Origin of the sequence: Frigoribacterium sp. R86507, from assembly GCF_044597695.1 — a bacterium.
Taxonomy (GTDB): domain Bacteria; phylum Actinomycetota; class Actinomycetes; order Actinomycetales; family Microbacteriaceae; genus Frigoribacterium.
Genome location: NZ_CP139002.1, coordinates 1,323,216 through 1,340,330, shown reverse-complemented (window position 1 = coordinate 1,340,330; position 17,115 = coordinate 1,323,216). Strand labels below are relative to the sequence as shown.

The following is a 17,115-nucleotide window of genomic DNA, read 5'->3' as shown; positions in this document are numbered from 1 at the left end:
CAAGACGAAAGCCCCGGTCGCTCGACCGGGGCTTTTGTCTTTCTTGTTGCGGGGGCAGGATTTGAACCTACGACCTCTGGGTTATGAGCCCAGCGAGCTACCGAACTGCTCCACCCCGCGGCACAAGAAGAAACACTAGCACGGCATTCGGACGCCGTCCAATCGAGCCCCCGGACGCGGCCGTCACATCGCCCCGACACGACGAACCCCCTCCCGGCGTGCCGAAAGGGGGTTCGTCGTGTCGGATGTCGCGTGACTACTGACCGCTGGCGGCGACCGCGTCCTCGAGGGCCGTCTGGAGGCGCGTGTCGGCTTCCGCTGCCGCCACCAGGTCGTTCTCGGCGTAGGCCGCGGCACGATCGGTCAGGGCCTGCTGGGCGTCGGCCAGGGCCTGGTCGAGCGCGGCGTTGTCGGTACCCGCCCCCGTGTCACCGGTGTCGGGCGTCGCCGTGCCCCCGTCGGTCGCGCCGTCGCCGGCATCCGTGCCGGTGCCGGTGCCGTCGGTGCCGTCACCCGTGGTCGGTACGCCGTTGTCTCCGGCCGTCGCACCCGAGTTGCCACCGAACAGCGAGTCGAGGGCGCCGTCGAGGGTGTCCTCGAAGGCGATCTTGTCGCCGAACGAGACCAGGATGCGCTGCAGGACCGGGTACGACGTCTCGGAGTTCGACTTCACGTAGATCGGCTGCACGTAGAGCAGACCGCCACCGACCGGCAGGGTCAGCAGGTTGCCCCGGACGACGCTCGTGTCACCCCGGGTGAGGAGTGCGAGTTGGTTCGCCACCGCGGTGTCGGTGTTGAAGTTGTTCTGCACCTGTCCGGGGCCGGGCAACGTGTCGGTGCGGGGCAGGGCCAGCAACGTGAGCTTGCCGTAGTCCGACGAGATCTCACCCGGCGTGGACCCCGCATCGGCGTTCGCCGCGAGGTAGCCCGTCAGGACGTTCCGGGCGTTCTCGCCCGACTGCTGCGGGATGTACGTCGAATAGATCGAGAACGCAGGGTCTTGGTCGGGCAGCTGCAGCGTCAAGTAGTACGGAGGCTGCAACGGCGGGTTCTGCGCGTTGCTCGTCGGCTCGTTGGGCGTGACCCAGGCGTCGTCGCTCGAGTAGAACGAGTCGGCGTCCGTCACGTGGTACGTGCCGAGGATCGCCCGCTGCACCTTGAACATGTCCTGCGGGTAGCGCACGTGCTGGAGCAACTCGGCGGACATGTCACTCAGGGGTGACAGCGTGGACGGGAAGATCTTGTCGTACGTCTGCAGGATCGGGTCGCTGGTGTCCCACGCGTAGAGCTTGACCGAGCCGTCGTAGGCGTCGACCGTGGCCTTCACCGAGTTGCGGATGTAGTTGATGTTGTTCGACGCGTACACCGGGCGGTCGTTGTACGTGTCGGCGATCGCATCGGACAAGGCCTGCGGCTTCGAGTACGGGTACTCGTTCGTGGTCGTGTACCCGTCGACGATCCAGACGACCTTGCCGTCGACGACGGAGGGGTAGGGCGCACTGTCGATGGTCAGGTAGGGAGCCACCTTCTGCACGCGCTCGGTGGGGTCGCGGTCATAGAGGATCTGCGACTGGTCGTTCACCGCGTCGGACAGGAAGATCTGCTCGGACTGGAACTTGATGGCGTAGATGAGCTTCTTGAAGACGTTGTCGAGCTTGGGCCCACCGTCGCCCTCGAAGGTCGTCGTCTCGTTCGTGCCGTTGTCGTTGCTGCCCGACGGGTAGTCGAGCTCGATGTCGTTGCCGCCGTCGCCACCCACGATCGAGTAGGTGGGCGACTCCTGGCCGAAGTAGATCCGCGGCTCGTAGTCGCCGGCGTCGCCGAGAGCGCCTGTCACGGGGATGCCGGACTCGAGGAAGACGGGCTGGCCGTCCGCCGACCGCTGGTTGCCGTACGCCGCCACCACGCCGTAGCCGTGGGTGTAGACGAAGGTCGTGTTGTAGGGGGTGGCCGAGTTGCCGAGCTGCGAGGTGTTCAGCTCGCGCACGGCGATGACCGTGTCTTGCACGTTGCCGTCGATCGTGTACCGGTCGACCGCGAGCTGCTCGGGGAAGCTGTAGTACTGGCGGTACTGCTGCAACTGGGCGAAGGCGTCGGTCACGAGCGCGGGGTCGATGATGCGGATGTTGGCGGTCGTGACGGCGTCGCCGGCCAGGGCCCCGGCCTCGGCGTCGGACTTCGCGTCGTAGGTCTGTTCCTCGACGTCGGCCACGCCGTAGGCCTCACGCGTCGCCTGGATGTTGCGCTCGATGTAGGGCGACTCGACGGTCCGCTCGCTGGGCTCGACCGTGAACCGCTGGACGATCCAGGGATAGATGCCACCGACGATGATGCTGATGATGATGAGCGCGGCCGTGCCGATGACCGGCAGGCGCCAGCGGCCGACGATCGCGGTCACGATGAAGAGGATCGCGACGACGACGGCGATCCCGGCGAGGATCTGCTTGCCGGGGATGCCCGCGTTGACGTCGGTGTACGTGGCACCCGTGAGCAGCTTGTTCGTGCCGTCGGACAGCGTCGCGTACTGGTCGAGCCAGAGGCTCACGCCCTGCAGCAGGAGGTAGACGGCGGCGGTGACGGCCAGCTGGATGCGCGCGACCTTCGAGATGCGCACCTCGCGCCCGGTGAAGCGCAGAGCGCCGTAGAGGTAGCTGGTCGCGACGGCGGCGATGCCGGCGATGAGGACGACGGCCGAGGCGAAGCCGACCGCTGCCTGGTACAGCGGCAATTCGAAGACGTAGAACCCGATGTCGAGCCCGAACTGCGCGTCGGTCTGGCCGAAGGGGGTGCGGTTGATCCACTCGAGGACGGTCTGCCACTGCGTCGACGTGGCGATGCCGGCGAAGAGGCCGAGCACGGCGGGGACACCGACGACGACGGCACGACGCAGGGGCTCGATGACCTGTTGGTAACGATCGAGTTGCGAGTTCAACTTGGCGTACACGGGGCGGAACCGGAAGGCCACCTCGATGCTGATGTAGACCGGCACCGCCATCGCCACGAAGCCCACCGCGAACATCACGAGGCGCGAGATCCACTGCGTCGTCAGCACCCCCGTGAACCCGAGCTGCTGGTACCAGAGGTAGTCGGTCAGCAGCGACGAGAAGATGAAGAAGGCGATGACCAGGGCGGCGAGGACGGCCACCGTGACCAGGACGGGCAATCGGGGCGAGCGTCGTGCGGTTCGCGACGATGCGGGTGACGTCAAGGGTGTGCTCCTGGCTGACGGGGACGTGGACCGCCATCCTACGTGTCGAGCCTGTCCGACTCAGCGTCCCCTTCTCAGCTTTGCGCGGGCTGCACGAACGCTATCGACCGGCCGTGCAGGTGGGCAGCGACGACGTGTCGCCGCCGCCCGCGACCGTCTCGAGGGCCGTGACCGCGTCGTCCAACGTGGCGACGGAGTAGACGTCCAACCCGGAGGGCACGTTCCCGACGACCTCCGAGCAGTTCGTGGACGGCGCGAGGAAGACGGTCGCCCCGGCGTCACGGGCACCGTAGAGCTTCTGCCGGATGCCCCCGATGGCGCCCACCTCGCCCGACGCCGTGATGGTGCCCGTGCCCGCGACCTTCTCGCCGCCGGTGAGCTCGCCCGGAGTCGTCTTGTCGATGATCCCGAGCGCGAACATCATGCCGGCGCTCGGTCCGCCGACCTGGTCGAGCTTCAGCGTCACGTCGAAGGGATACGTGTAGTCCACGCTGACCCCGACCCCGAGCAGCGGCGTGCCGTCGACCTCTTGCGGGGTGACCTGCTCGGTGACGCTCGTCCCCGCCCGGTCGACGACGACCTCGGCCGGCGTCGACGCACCGTTCGCCGCGACGAGGCCGCGGAGGACGTCCACGTCCGCGTCGGTGGCGAGACTCGTGCCGTTGACGCTGACCAGGACGTCGCCCTCGCGCAGGACGCCCTCGGCCGGGCTGCCCTGGGAGACCTGGCTGACGGTCACGGCGCTGGGGATGGCGTACCCCTCGTGGATCAGCGCCGCGGCGATCGCGGACTTCTGCGAGTTCTGCATGTCCACGGCGTTCTGCTCGTCGACCTGGTCGTTCGACACCCCCGACGGGTACACGGCCTCGACCGGGATGACCGAACGGCTGCGATCCGCCCAGGCACGGACGACGTCGACCCACCCCGGCCGGACGTCCTGGTTGCCCTGGACGCTGACGGTCAGGAGGTCGAGCGTGCCCGAGGTGGGGTAGGTCTCGTGGCCCGACACGGTGATGAGCGGCTGGGACGAGCCCTCGTACTCGGCGCTGCCCAGGGTGTCGAACACCGGGCCGGGCTGTTCGATCAGGTACGGCCCCGGCAGCAGGCTCAGGACGACCGCCGACACGACGGCGACACCCAGGAGGGGCCAGCCGATCCGGCTCGCACGGCGAGCCGTCGACGGGGAAGTGCGCGGGGGCGTGAAGAAGGCCACGGAGGGTCCTTTCGGGATCGGCCGGGGAGGCGCGGGTCGCGTTCGCCACGAGCGGAGCGCCGGCCCCGGGGCGGTGGCCGAATCCCAGGATCTTCGTGCGGCCAGCAGCTAGCGTAGTCAGCATGACCGATGATTCGCCGCGCGGGCCTGAGGACGAGTTCCGTGACATGCTGCGTCAGTTCCTGTCCGGCGGTTCCGACATCGATCCGTCACAGCTCGCCGGGGCCGCGGGGCTGCCCGACGACCCGGCCTTCGTGGCCCGACTCATGAGCCAGCTGCAGAACGCCGTCAACAGCAGCGGTGACGGCATCGACTGGTCGATCGCCACCGAGCAGGCGACCGCCGTGGGCGCCCAGACCGCCGTCGCGCCGAGCGCGGCCGAGACCGCCGCCCTCGAGCAGGCCTTCCACGTCGCCGCGCTGTGGCTCGACGACGTCACGTTCGTGGCCGAGCTCACCGCCACGCCCCGTCTGGTGACCCGGGCCGAGTGGGCCCGCCTGACCATGCCCGTGTGGAGCCAGCTCGCCGAGCCCGTGGCCACGTCGATCGCCGACTCCCTCACCGGTGTGCTCAGCGAGCAGGCTCCCGAAGAGATGCGCTCGATGCTCGCCGGGGCCAGCCAGGTCATGCGCAGCGTCGGAGGCACGCTCTTCGCCATGCAGCTCGGTCAGGTCGTCGGCCAGCTCTCGACCGAGGTCGTGTCCGGCGGCGACGTCGGCATCCCCCTGCTCGACGAGCAGCAGGCCGCACTGCTTCCTCAGAACGTCGCCGCCTTCGGCGAGGGCCTCGACATCGAGGCCGACCAGGTGCAGCTCTACCTCGCGGTCCGCGAGCTCGCCCACGCCCGCCTCTTCCGCCACGCACGATGGCTGCGGCTGCACCTCATCTCGTCCATCCGCGAGTTCGCCCAGGGCATCCGCATCGACACGTCCCGGCTCGAAGAACTCGCGGTCGACTTCGATCCCTCGAACCCCGGCGAACTGCAAGAGGCGATGAAGAGCGGTGCCCTCATCCCCCCGAAGACCGACGAGCAACTCGCCGCACTCGCCCGCCTCGAGACGACCCTGGCCCTGATCGAAGGCTGGGTCGACGTGGTGACCGCCCAGGCCACGGCGCGCCTCCCGAAGTCCGCGGCGATCGCCGAGACGGTGCGCCGGCGGCGCGCTGCCGGCGGGCCGGCCGAGTCGGCCTTCTCCACCCTGGTCGGCCTCGAACTGCGACCGCGACGCCTCCGCGAGGCGGCCGTCCTGTGGCAGACCGTGTCCGACGCCGTCGGGGCCGAACGTCGCGACGACCTCTGGTCGCACCCGGACATCGTGCCCACCAGTGCCGACGTCGACGACCCCCAGGCCCTCGTGGCTCGACTGACGTCGAACGAACCCGCCTTCGACGACGTCGACCAGGCGATCCAGGACCTGCTCGACGACACGACCGACGACCGTCCCCGCGAAGGCGACGACGGCTCGGCGATCGAGCCCGACGGGTCGGGGCCCGACCCGGACGCACCCCGGTCCTGACACCCCGCGTCACCTCGGCCTGCGGTCACCTGTGGACAACCCTTGATCCACCCCGGCTCCACGACATGATCGGACGATGCCCCTCGTCCTCGATCCCCGTACCCCCGTCGTCTGGCGTGACCCGTCGACCCTCCAGGTCGGCGTCGACCGTCCGACGCTCGTCCTGAGTCCGGTCAGCAGGCTCGACGAGCGGGTGGTCGCCGCCGTCGCCGCGGGCCACGGAGCAGGCGGCCTGCCCACCCTCGTCGCCCACCTCGGCGTCGACCGAGCCGCGGTCGAGGCCTCCGTCGAGCGCTTGCGACCCGCGCTGGGCGGCGACACCGAGCCGATCGTCCCGCCGACCGTCGTCGTGGGCGGGCCGGGCCCCGTGGCCGATGCCGTCGCGCGCCTCCTGGGCTCCTGCGGGGCCGACGTCCGCCGGGCCCACGCCGATCTGCCTCCGCCGAGGAACGCCACGGGCGTCCTGGTCGGCGGGCACGTCGTCGACCCCGGGGTGGTCCGAGAGTGGGTGAGGTCCGACCTGACGCACCTCGTGGTGCGACTGGGCGATCGTCATGCGCGGATCGGCCCCATGACGGTGCCCGGCACGACGGCCTGCGCCCGGTGTCTCGACCTCCACGCCGGTGAGGCCGACCGCGCCTGGCCCGCGATCGCCGGTCAGTTGAGCGCTCGACCCCTCACCGCGCCTCCGCTGCTGTCCGTCCACGAGGTCGCCACGAGAGCCGCCCGCCGTCTGTGGTCGCGTCTGAGCGGCGCGGCCGGCACACCGGAGGACTCCGAGGTCGAGTCGATCTCGATCGCCGAGGGTCTCGTCACTCGCGCGAACGTGCCGCCCCACCCGGAGTGCGGGTGCGCAGCTCTTCCACGAACCGGCTCACGCGCCGTTCGCCGCCGCGCCCTTGCCCCGACCGGCTCCACGACAGCCGCAGCCGCTCACGCGCCCTCGTGACGCCGACGTACAAGAGGCGGCGTTCCTCGTCGATCGCCGCGTCGTCCTTCGCATAGCTGATCGGGACGAGACCCTCGCTGAGACCGACCAGGTACACGCTGCGCCATTCGAGCCCCTTCGCCGAGTGCAACGTCGCCAGGGTGACCGCGGCCATCGTCGGCTCGTGTTGCCCGGCCTGGCGGGCGAAGAGTTCGTCGACGAACTGGCGGAGTGTCGTCCCGGGCGCCGACGCCTCGGCCAGGCCCATGATCGTGTTCAAGGACTCCCAGCGGTCGCGGATCGCGCCTCTCTGGTCAGGAGCGTCCTGCGTCCAGCCGAGCGACCGCAGGACGTCACTGACGGTCTTGAAGAGCGGCTCGCCCACGATGCTGACCGCCGCGCCCTTCATCATCATCAGGGCCTCTTTCACCTCGCGGAGCTCGAAGAACCGCGTCGCACCGTGGATGCGGGTCGACACGCCGACATCGGCGAGCGCGCGCTCGATCGCCGCGGCTTGGACGTTGACCCGGTACAGCACGGCGATCTCTTCCGGGGCGACGCCCGAGCGGATCTCGTCGGCGATCGTCTCGGCGATTCCCCGGGCCTCGGCCGAATCGCTGGCGTACTCGGTCACGGGCGGCACGGGACCCGTCGTCTCGACTGCCGGGTGGAGGTGCAACGCCCCCGGCCGACCCCGCATGAGCTGGTTGGCCGTGTCGACGATCTGCCGCGACGAACGGTAGTTCTGCTCGAGACGGACGACCGTGGCGTCGTCGTATCGCGCGCCGAACCCGAGCAGGTAGTCCGACGACGCGCCCGCGAACGAGTAGATGGTCTGGCTGGCGTCGCCGACGACGCAGAGGTCGTTCCGACCGCCGAGCCAGAGGTCGAGCAGGTCTTGTTGGAGGGGCGAGACGTCCTGGTACTCGTCCACGACGAAGAAGCGGTACTGCTCGTGCACCTGCTGGGCCACGCGCGGCTCGAGCTCGAGCATGCCGACCGTCGCGAGCAGGACGTCCTCGAAGTCGAGCTGGCGCCGTTCGTCCTTGACGGCCTCGTAGGCCCGGTGCAGGTCGACGGCCTTCTCGATGCTGATCGACGGCGGCAGCGACCTGCCCGGCAGGGCCTTCGCGTAGTCCTCGAGGGTGAGCCGCGAGACCTTCCGCCACTCGATCTCGGCCGCGAGATCCCGCAAGGCCGCCGTGTCGATCTTGAGACGCAACGACTCGGCGGCGTGGGCGAGTGCCTTGGCCTTGCTGTCGAGGAGGCGCGGCATCTGACCGCCCATCGTCTGCGGCCAGAAATAGGACAGCTGGGACAGGGCCGAGGCGTGGAAGGTGCGCGCCGAGACTCCCCCGGCACCCAGGTGACGCAACCGACCACGCAGTTCGGCGGCCGCACGTGAGGTGAAGGTGAGCGCCATGACGCGGTTGGGCGCGTAGACACCCGTCGCGACCCCGTACGCGATGCGGTGGGTGATGGCGCGGGTCTTGCCCGTCCCGGCACCCGCGAGCAGGCACACGGGACCGAGCAACTTCGACGCCGCCCGGCGCTGCTGCTCGTCGAGCCCCGCGATCAGGTCGGCGGCCTCGGTCACTGGTCGATCTCGCCGCCGAACCAGTCCTCGATGATCGCGCGGGCGATGGACGTGCGCCCGGGAAGGACGATCTCACCGAGGCCCGCGACGAGTTCGTCACGGCTGAACCAGCGCAGGTCGAGGATCTCGGCGCCGTCGGGGGTGAGCGTGCCGGGATCGTCGGTGTCGACCTCGGCCCGGAAACCGAGCATGAGGCTCGCCGGGAACGGCCAGGGCTGTGAACCCAGGTAGCGGGGCGACACGACGTTGATGCCGGACTCCTCGAAGATCTCGCGCTGCACGGCGTGCTCGAGCGATTCGCCGGGCTCGACGAAACCCGCCAGCAACGAGTAACGGTTCTGCTCCCACAGGGCGTTCGAACCGAGCAGGAGGCGGTCGTCGGCATCGGTCACGCCGACGATGATCGCGGGGTCGGTCCGGGGGAAGATCTCGTGGCCGTCGTCCGGGTCTCGACGCACCCAGCCCGCCTTGTCGGTGACCAGTCGCCGACCGGTCCGCGGCGAGAACCGGTGGGAGTCGTGCCAGTTCGCCACGGCGACGGCCTCGACGGCCAGGCCGGCGTCGCGCGCGCTCAACGCCGTGCCCGACACTCGCGGACTGCCCCAGGCCGAGTCGTCGGCCGCCATGGACTTGGCGCGCTCGTCGTCGAGGAGTGCCGCCAGGACGGGCGTGCCCACGGGTTCGGCGGCCGAAGGGTCTTTCGAGACGCCGAGGTAGACGTAGTCGTCGGCCGGCGGGACCGACGAGGCCGGCAGGAGGGCCAGGGAATCCGCCGACGCCATGAGGGTGCGTCCCCGCCAGACCGGCAGCACACGGGTGCCCGCCGAGGCGAGCAGTTCGTCGACGACCCCGGCGCGCTCGCGGGTGAGGTAGTCACGGTCGACCTGGTGGCGGGACAACGGGAGCCGGGACGTGAGCGGCGAGGACATCGGACGACCAATCATCGCGAGTTGACAGCGTGGCGCACGGCAGGGCATCGCGTGCGGCGGCCTACCCTGAGGGCATGGCCAGATCTCATCTCACTCTAGCCGCGCTGGCCACGGCCGCCGTCGCGGACCTGGACGTCACGCGCGCGTCACGCCACGGCAGCGAGACGGGTGGCGACTTCGACTCGGCACTCGTCGACGGCCGCGCCGGAGAGCACTGCATCGTCCGTGTCCCCCGGTCGCAACGGGCCGAGGCCGAGCAGTCGGCCGACCTCGTCGCCTTGCGCGCCCTGAGCGCCGGCGTCCGCGGGCGGCTCTCCTTCGACGTACCCGCCTACCGCGGCCAGGCACCGATCGGTCGCACGCGCGGCATCGTCTACGACGTTGTCCCCGGCGAGCACCTGTCGATCTCGCGACTGACCGCGACCAGCGACCTGCCCACGGCGCTGGGCCGTGCCGTGGCGGCGATCCACTCGCTGCCGACGAGCTTCGTGACCGACGCCGGCCTGACCAGTCACACCCCGTTCGAGGCCATGCGGTCCTCGGCGGCGCTGGTCGATCGCGCGGCCTCGACGCGCCTGCTGCCCGCGGCGCTGCTCGAGCGCTGGGAGGCCGCCATCCAGGACTCGGTGCTCTGGCAGTTCCAGCCGACGGTGGTCAACGGCTCCCTCGACGCCGGTTCGGTGCTCGTCCTCGGCGACACCGTCAGCGGTGTGCTCGGCTGGCACGACCTGCAGGTCGGCGACCCCGCCCGCGACCTGGCCTGGCTGCTCGGCGCCCCGAGCCCGACAGCGGTCGACGCGGCGTTCGACGCCTACAACACCGCCCGAGGCACGAGCGACCACCAGCTGCGGCACCGGGCGACCCTGTATCGCGAACTCGACCTGGCGAAGTGGCTGCTGCACGGCACCGGCACCAAGAACACGTCGGTCGTGGACGACGCCGTCGAGATGATGACGAAGCTCGTCGACTCGCTGCCCGGTGATCGACGGGCCGGCATCGGCTCGGGCTCGACCGCCGCCCTCGACGTCGACGGCGTCGAGGACCTGCTCGAGGCGACCGAGCGCCGTCACGTCTGAGACGACGCCTCGACCCGCTGCCAGAGCTCGACGAGTTCACCGCGGTCGGCCACGTGCCGGGGCCGCAGCACCACGTCGTCGGCCACGAAGTAGAAGACCGCGTCGATCTTGTCGGCCGGGATGCCCGTGAACTGGGCGTAGGCCTCGCGGTAGAGCGCCAGTTGGAGCTGCTTGAGCTCGAGATCGGCGTCGTCGGTGGGCGCCTTGCCCGTCTTCCAGTCGACGACCTCGAACCGGCCGTCGCGTTCGAACACGGCGTCGATCTTGCAGATGACGGTGCGGCTGCCGAGGGGGAGGTGGATCTCGAGCTCGACGTCGGTCGGCTCGAGGGATGCCCAGGCCGAGCGCTCGAAGGTCGTGACCAGTTGCTCGAACCTCCTCGCGTCGTCCGGGTCGACCGGCCCGGACCCGGGTGAGCCGACCCGCTCGTCGTCGAGATCGCTCTCGTCTCCCCAGGCGTCCAGGGTCTCGGCACGGCCCGTCGGCCGGAAGCGCTCTTCCACCCACTCGTGGAACAGCGTGCCGAGGCGGGTGGCTCGATAGGGCCGTTCGGGCAGGGGACGACGGAGAGCGGCGGCGACCGCGGCCGGGTCGTCGACGTAGTCCTTGAACCGTGAGGCGGGGATGCGCTGTGGCAGGGGAACCGCCCCGGCGCCCGCTCGCGCGGCGTCACGCTCGAGCAGCAGCAGGTCGATGTCGGACGACCATCTCGACAGCGGCCGTGACCGCTCCGTGTCGGCGGGCTCGTCTCGTGAGCGCCGGTCCACGGCCGCGGCGACCCGTGCCGCGGCGTCCTCGACGACCGCGCGGCGCTGGCCCAAAGGGTCGAGCGGCCAGCTGAGCTCGCGGGATGCGGCGGCCAGGGGGTTCTCGTCGTCGTCGGGTCGCTCGGGCAGGTCGCCGGTCGGCACGAGTCCTCTCTCGGCCAGCTCGACGACGAACCGGCTCGCCGGACGAGGGCGCACGGCGCTCGTCCAGAAGGAACCGCTCACGAGCAGGGCGTCACGGGCACGGGTGAGCGCGACGTAGGCCAGCCGCCGCTCCTCGGCCTGGTGCCGGACGACGAGCTCGTCCTTGAACGCCTTCAGCGACTGGTCGAACTCTTTCTGGTCGGCGGCGCCCCGCCAGCCGAGCACGGGCAGCTCGGCCGCGTCGCCGCGGAACTCGTACGGCAGTTCGCCGAAACCGAGCCACCCCACACCCTCGCGGGACGTGCCGGGCAACTCGCCCTCGACCAGCCGGGGCACCGCCACGACGTCCCACTCGAGCCCCTTGGACCCGTGGATGGTCAGCAATTGGACGGTACCCCGCTCGGCCTGCTCGGACCGCGGCCCCATGTCGTCACGACGCTCGGCTGCCGACAGCCACGACAAGAAGCCCCCGAGCCCGGCGTTCTCGTCGGTCGCGACGTACCCGGCCAGTTCGTCTTCGAAGGCCTGCAACCAGGCACCGCCCGAGGGCGCCCCGGTGGCCGCCGCCACCTCGACGTCGAGCAGCATCTCGTGCTCGACCAGCGTGACGAGGTCGACGAGGTCGAGCCCGGTGCGGCCCCGGAGGAACGCGAGGTGGGAGCCCAACCGCCTCAGGCGCACGAGTCCCTCGTCGCTGAACTCGGCGAGCTGACGATGGGTCACGGGTGCCGTGGCCACGAAGTCCAGGGCGTCGACGATGGACCCGTGCTCGCCGGCGGCGACCGACGCCCGGAACCCGGCGGCGACGTCGTCGTCGAGGCGCTGCTGGGCGTGGTCGTGCGAGAAGAGCCACGAGGCGACGTCGCGCAACCGCGCGATGTCTCGCACGCCGATCCGCCATCGGGCCCCGGCCATCAGACGGATCGCCTCGGAACCGGCCGACGGGTCGTGCAGCACCCGGAGGCAGGACACGAGGTCGACGACCTCGGGGCGTTGCAGGAGGCCGCCGACGCCGAGCACGTGGTACTGCACCCCACGCGCGGCCAGCGCCTCGACGAAGACGGGCATGGTCTTCTTCGACCGGAAGAGCAACGCCGCCGTCCGGCGGGCGGGCTCGCCGTCGACCATGGTGGGGACGGCCAACTCTCGCTGCAGCCACGCCGCGACCTGGTCGGCCTCCCCCGGCAGCGTCTGGTCGAAGAGCAGTTCGACACGACCCTCGGGAGCACCCGGCCGGGGGTGCAGCTCGCCGACGACCGCACCGGCGGACCGTGCCAGCTCGGCCACGACGGTGTTGGCGGCGTCGAGCACGCGCGACGCGTTGCGCCAGCTCGTCGAGAGGCTGAACACGGCGTCGGGCCGGGCCCCGAAGTCGACAGGGAACCGTCCGAGGTTCGCGGCGCTGGCCCCCCGGAACCCGTAAATGGACTGGTGGGGGTCGCCGACCGCCATGACCCCGGTGCCCTCGAAGAGGCGGGACAGCAAGGTGGTCTGCACGACGCTGGTGTCCTGGTATTCGTCGAGGAGCACGACGCGGTAGCGGTCGCGCAGCTCGGCCACGACGCTCGGCGCCGTGTCGCAGACCTCGAGGGCCAGGGCCACCTGGTCGGAGTACTCGACGAGGCCGCGACGAGCCTTCTCGTCGGCGAAGGCCGCGGCGAGGTCGAGCAGCGGCGGGAGGGCCGACACCGCGCCGACGGCGTCGACCACCGACTTATAGGCGCTGCCCTTGGTCGACGGCAGACTCGCGAGGTCGAGGAACCGGTCGGCCAGGCGCGCCACGGGCTCGGGCCCGGTGACGTTCTCGCTGAGGGCGTGGCTCAGGCGGAGGACGGCCTCGGTGATGCCGTCGACGCTGCGGCCGAGCCCGGCGAGGCGCTCGTCGTGGCTTCCCACGACGAGTGAGCGCGCCAGCTGCCAGGCCGACGCGTCGCCGAGCACCTGCGACTCGCTCTCGCGCCCCACCCGCAGCGCGTTGTCACGGAAGATCGCGTTGGCGAACGCGTTGTAGGTCGAGACGGTGGGCACGTCGAACGGATCGACCTCGTCGCCGAGCAGTCCGACGGCGGCGAGCTGCGCGATGCGCCGCTCGATGCGCTCACCGAGTTCACCGGCGGCCTTGCGGGTGAAGGTCAGACCGAGCACCTGCGAGACGCCGACGAGACGGTTGGCGAGCAGCCACACCACGCGGTTGGCCATGGTCTCGGTCTTGCCGCTGCCGGCGCCCGCCACCACGAGGGCGGGCTCGAGTGGTGCCTCGATGACGGCCTGCTGCTCGGCGGTCGGGGTGGGCAGCCCGAGCGCCTCGGCGATCTCGGCCGCTCCGAGCAGGGACGAGGAGGCACGGGTCGTGTCGCCGACGCCGCTCCCGTCACCCGCACGCGCGGCGCCGGCCGCGTCGGCGGCCCGGCCCACGCCCGTCACGAGCCGCTCACCTCGCCCACCACGTGGATGCGGCACGATCCACCGTGGCGGCCCTCGCAGTGGTCGTCGAGGCGGGCGACGAACACCCGTCCCGCCATGTGCTGGGCCGCGGCGACGACCCGGGCCCGGAAGGCCGCGAGTCGGTCGTCGTCGAACGCCCCCTGGGCCGGCTCTCGGTAGAGCTTGCCCCGGACGCCTGACGACACGATGACGAGCTTCGCCCCGCCCGGGGGTGTGCCCTCGGGCACGGCCTCGACCGCGCCGTCGGCGAGGGCGACCTGGTAGCTGCCCAGCTGCGGGTGCTCGGCCACGGCCTGGGGCGACGTCGGGGCCGACCGCCCCGTCTTGAGGTCGACGATGACGGCGGCGCCCTCGCGGGTGCGCTCGACCCGGTCGATCGACCCGCGCAGACGAGCCGGCCCGATGTCGAGGGTGAACGTCGACTCGGCTCCGAGCAGGCTGCCACCCGACGCCTCGAAGTCCCGCAGGTAGGAGGAGAGGCTCTCGGTCATGTCGCGCGCGCGGCGTTTCTCGGACTCGGCGATCCAGGCCGACTCGAACTCGAGCTCGGGCCAGCGTCCCTCGACGGCCCTCCAGAGCGAGTCGACGTCCGTGCCCTCGGCGTGCTCCATGACGTCGTGCAGCACCGTGCCGAGACCCATCGCCGCGTTGGGAGGGGAGCCGCCGAACCGGTCGACGAACCAGTGCAGGGGGCATTCTTCGAACGACCCGAGTTGCGACGGCGACACGGGCACGTGGGCCTCGGGGGCGTCGAGGTCGATGAGCGGCTCGACGGTGGTCGGCTCGAGCAGCCCGTACCAGTCGTCCGGCGACGCCCCGGCCACGCCCTCGTGGGCGAGTCGTGCCAACGCCTCGACCGCGTCGTCGGCCCGGGGGCCGTGAGGCGACGAGACGAGCACGTGTCGGAGGTGCCCCACGAGCCCTCGCAGCGACAGGGGGTGCCCGGCGGGGGCTTCCGGGCAGCCATCGGGCAGCAGCCGGAAGAACGGCGAGGGGCCCTCGTCGTCGTTCGAGGTGCAGGAGAGCACGACCTGTCGGGTGGCGCGTGACACCGTGAGGGCGAACATGCGCAACTCGTCGGACAGCACCGCGGCCCGGGCGTCGGAGGCAGCGGCCGGCTCGTCGTCACGGTCGTCGGACGGGCCGCCGCGGAGCAGCCCGCGCTCGGCCAGGGCGACGAGTTCGTCGGGCGCGAGCAGCCCGCCGCGGATGCGCAGGTTCGGCCACACACCGTCCTGCAGCCGCGCGGCGACGACCACGTCGACCTCGACTCCGACGGCGTTCGACGGCGAACAGACCAGCACCGTCTCGGCCGTCGCCTGTGGCGAGAGCGTGTCTTCGGGCACCTCGGCCCCGAGCAACGAGTCGAGGAAGGCCCCGGCCGGCGCCTCGGGGGTGCGTTCGACGAAGCGCTTGGCGGCCGTGAACAGCGCGACGACGCCGTCGAGGTGACGGTCGGCCTCGGCGGCGACGATGCCGCGACCGTCGCTCTGCGCCGACCATTCGGCCGCGAGTCCGCTGCGCTCCCACAGACCCCAGAGCACTTCTTCGATGCTCGCACCGGTCGCGGCGGCACGACGGGCCGCGTCGAGGCTGGACGAGAAACGCCCGGCACGGGCGGCGAACCTCGAGTCGATCGTGACGAACCGACCAGCCCCCTCGAGGGCCTCCACGAGCAGGTCGTCGGCCGAGCGGACGCCGCCCGCCCCGAGCTCGTCGGCGCGCAGGGCGAGCCTCAGGCGTCGCAGCGAGAGCGGGTCGAAGCCGGCGAGAGGCCCCAGCAGCAACTCGGTCGCGAGCTCGACGGTGAGCTCGTCGCGCCCGACGGCCACGGACGCGGCGAGCAACAGGTGACGTGCTGCGTGCTCGTCGCGCACGGCGCGTCCGGCGACGGAGGTGCGGGTCGGCACCTCGGCGAGCTGCAGCCCCCGCGCGACGCCGGCCACCTGCCCGCCGCTGCGGACGACGACCATCATGCGCGACCAGGGCACCCCACGGACCAGGTGGTGCTCGCGCAGGAGTCGGGCCACCGACGCCACTTCGTGGGTCGGACTGTCGGCCCGGACGGTGACGATCGGGGGCACCGTGGAGTCGGCCCCGTCGGCGACCTCGGAGGGCTCGGAGGGCTCGGCCACCGACGCGGCCACCGCGGCGTGCTGGCGGCCGGCGCCGGCCGTCCCGATCCGGGAGGTGACGCGCTGAACGAGGTCCCGTAGCGGCGGCTGGTGGCGGTGGGCCGTCGAGAGGTAGAGCGTCTCGACGTCGGACAGGCCGAGCCGGGGGCCGAGCCGGCCTAGCACGTCGGGCGTGCCACCCCGGAACGCGCTGGTCGACAGGTCGGGGTCGCCGAACGCGACCACGGCGACGCCCCGCCGGGTCAGGGCGCGCAGCAGCGCCACGGTCGACTCGGTCGCTTCTTGCGCGTCGTCGACGAGGACGACTCGCAGCCCGTCGACGGCCGGGGAGGTCTCGCCGCGGTCGAGGGCGGCGACGGCGTAGTCGACGAGGTCGGCCGAGTCGAGGTGCCGCCCCCGGGCCGCGTCGAGCACGCCCAGGTACTCGTCGCGGAAGTCGGCCACCGCCGCCCATTCGGGCCGGTCGGCCCGTTCGGCGGCACGCCGGAGCCCCTCGGACCCGATGCGGTGCTCGGTCGACCGCATGAGGACCTCGCGCAGCTCCGTCCGGAACCCGCGGAGCCGACGCACGGTCGGGCCGAGCCCGTCGGGCCAGGACGGCCCCGTGCCGTCGAGCTCGTGCCCTTCGAGCAGGGCACGGACGATGCTGTCCTGATCGCCGCCGGTCAGCAGGGTCGGTGCGGGGAGGCCGACGAGTCGCGCCGCGTGGCCGACCACGTCGAACGCGAGCGACGAGACGGTGCGGGCCAGGGGCCCCGGGGTGGGGACGGTGAGCCTCGACGCGATCACGTCGCGCAGCGTCGTGGCCGTCGACCGCGTCGGCGCGAGCGCCATGACGGCCGCCGGGCCCCACGCACGCACCTCGACCCGGTCCACCACGAACTCGACGAGCGTGCAGGTCTTGCCCGAGCCCGGGGCACCCAGGACGGCCGCCGACCGCCCGTCGGGGAGGTCGAGCACGGCTCGCTGTGAGTCGTCGAGAGCCGTCGGCACCACGGCTCGCGTCGGGCCCGGGAGGGGCGAGGAGACGGTCGAGGCCATGTCCCGACGCTACCGGCTCGGACCGACATCGAGGTCGGTCCGGTGGGCGGGCGACGGCCCGAGGCGCAACCGCCTGTGCGCCGACAGTGAACGTGCAGAGCCGGGGCGGCGAGGT

At 71.5% G+C, this 17,115-nt stretch carries 9 protein-coding genes and 1 tRNA gene; 2 read left to right on the top strand and 8 right to left on the bottom strand.

The window, feature by feature from the left end:
• Positions 1 to 46 precede the first annotated feature (46 nt).
• The 3 genes from SJY14_RS06395 to SJY14_RS06385 form a co-directional block, all read right to left on the bottom strand.
• Positions 47 to 120: transfer RNA gene (locus SJY14_RS06395), tRNA-Met, on the bottom strand.
• Positions 121 to 256: 136 nt separating this feature from the next.
• Positions 257 to 3,154 carry a UPF0182 family protein gene (locus SJY14_RS06390; RefSeq protein WP_071256874.1) on the bottom strand — a complete coding sequence of 966 codons (2,898 nt, stop codon included), beginning with the start codon at positions 3,152 to 3,154 and terminating at the stop codon, positions 257 to 259.
• 154 nt (positions 3,155 to 3,308) lie between these two features.
• A complete protein-coding gene (locus SJY14_RS06385; RefSeq protein ID WP_396600105.1) occupies positions 3,309 to 4,421 on the bottom strand; it encodes a PDZ domain-containing protein in 1,113 nt (370 codons plus the stop codon).
• Between the two features lie 122 nt (positions 4,422 to 4,543).
• Between SJY14_RS06385 and SJY14_RS06380 the strand changes: the two genes are divergently transcribed.
• Positions 4,544 to 5,938, top strand: coding sequence for a zinc-dependent metalloprotease (locus SJY14_RS06380; protein WP_396600104.1), 1,395 nt, complete (start codon positions 4,544 to 4,546; stop codon positions 5,936 to 5,938).
• Between the two features lie 25 nt (positions 5,939 to 5,963).
• Here the strand turns inward: SJY14_RS06380 and SJY14_RS06375 are convergent, their stop codons facing one another.
• The 3 genes from SJY14_RS06375 to nudC all read right to left on the bottom strand — a co-directional run bounded on the left by SJY14_RS06375 (position 5,964) and on the right by nudC (position 9,392).
• Complete coding sequence (locus tag SJY14_RS06375; protein ID WP_396600103.1) at positions 5,964 to 6,494, bottom strand: hypothetical protein; 531 nt, start codon at positions 6,492 to 6,494, stop codon at positions 5,964 to 5,966.
• Positions 6,495 to 6,750: 256 nt separating this feature from the next.
• Entirely contained in the window at positions 6,751 to 8,463 is a 1,713-nt protein-coding gene (locus tag SJY14_RS06370) for an ATP-dependent helicase (protein ID WP_071256748.1), read from the bottom strand.
• Positions 8,460 to 9,392 (bottom strand): NAD(+) diphosphatase, encoded by a 933-nt coding sequence (gene nudC / locus SJY14_RS06365; RefSeq protein WP_143048701.1) that lies wholly within the window; start codon positions 9,390 to 9,392, stop codon positions 8,460 to 8,462. The genes SJY14_RS06370 and nudC overlap by 4 nt, the downstream gene beginning before the upstream one ends.
• Before the next feature lie 74 nt (positions 9,393 to 9,466).
• Here nudC and SJY14_RS06360 point away from each other — a divergent pair, with 74 nt between their 5' ends.
• Entirely contained in the window at positions 9,467 to 10,468 is a 1,002-nt protein-coding gene (locus SJY14_RS06360; RefSeq protein ID WP_071256752.1) for a phosphotransferase, read from the top strand.
• On the opposite strand, the gene SJY14_RS06355 is transcribed toward SJY14_RS06360, so the two are convergent.
• Positions 10,459 to 13,803, bottom strand: coding sequence for an ATP-dependent DNA helicase (locus SJY14_RS06355; protein ID WP_255364289.1), 3,345 nt, complete (start codon positions 13,801 to 13,803; stop codon positions 10,459 to 10,461). The genes SJY14_RS06360 and SJY14_RS06355 overlap by 10 nt on opposite strands.
• Positions 13,800 to 17,000 (bottom strand): UrvD/REP family ATP-dependent DNA helicase, encoded by a 3,201-nt coding sequence (locus SJY14_RS06350; protein WP_083396450.1) that lies wholly within the window; start codon positions 16,998 to 17,000, stop codon positions 13,800 to 13,802. Before SJY14_RS06350 ends, SJY14_RS06355 begins: the two co-directional genes overlap by 4 nt.
• Positions 17,001 to 17,115: the final 115 nt, after the last annotated feature.

What these genes read in the sequence shown, in the direction of transcription:
- SJY14_RS06375 (WP_396600103.1), bottom strand. Translation starts at nt 6,494, where the DNA reads ATGACGATCGCCCAGTCGCACCACGAGGTGCGTCAGGTCGGACCTCAC.
- SJY14_RS06380 (WP_396600104.1), top strand. Translation starts at nt 4,544, where the DNA reads ATGACCGATGATTCGCCGCGCGGGCCTGAGGACGAGTTCCGTGACATG.
- SJY14_RS06360 (WP_071256752.1), top strand. Translation starts at nt 9,467, where the DNA reads ATGGCCAGATCTCATCTCACTCTAGCCGCGCTGGCCACGGCCGCCGTC.
- SJY14_RS06350 (WP_083396450.1), bottom strand. Translation starts at nt 17,000, where the DNA reads ATGGCCTCGACCGTCTCCTCGCCCCTCCCGGGCCCGACGCGAGCCGTG.
- nudC (WP_143048701.1), bottom strand. Translation starts at nt 9,392, where the DNA reads ATGTCCTCGCCGCTCACGTCCCGGCTCCCGTTGTCCCGCCACCAGGTC.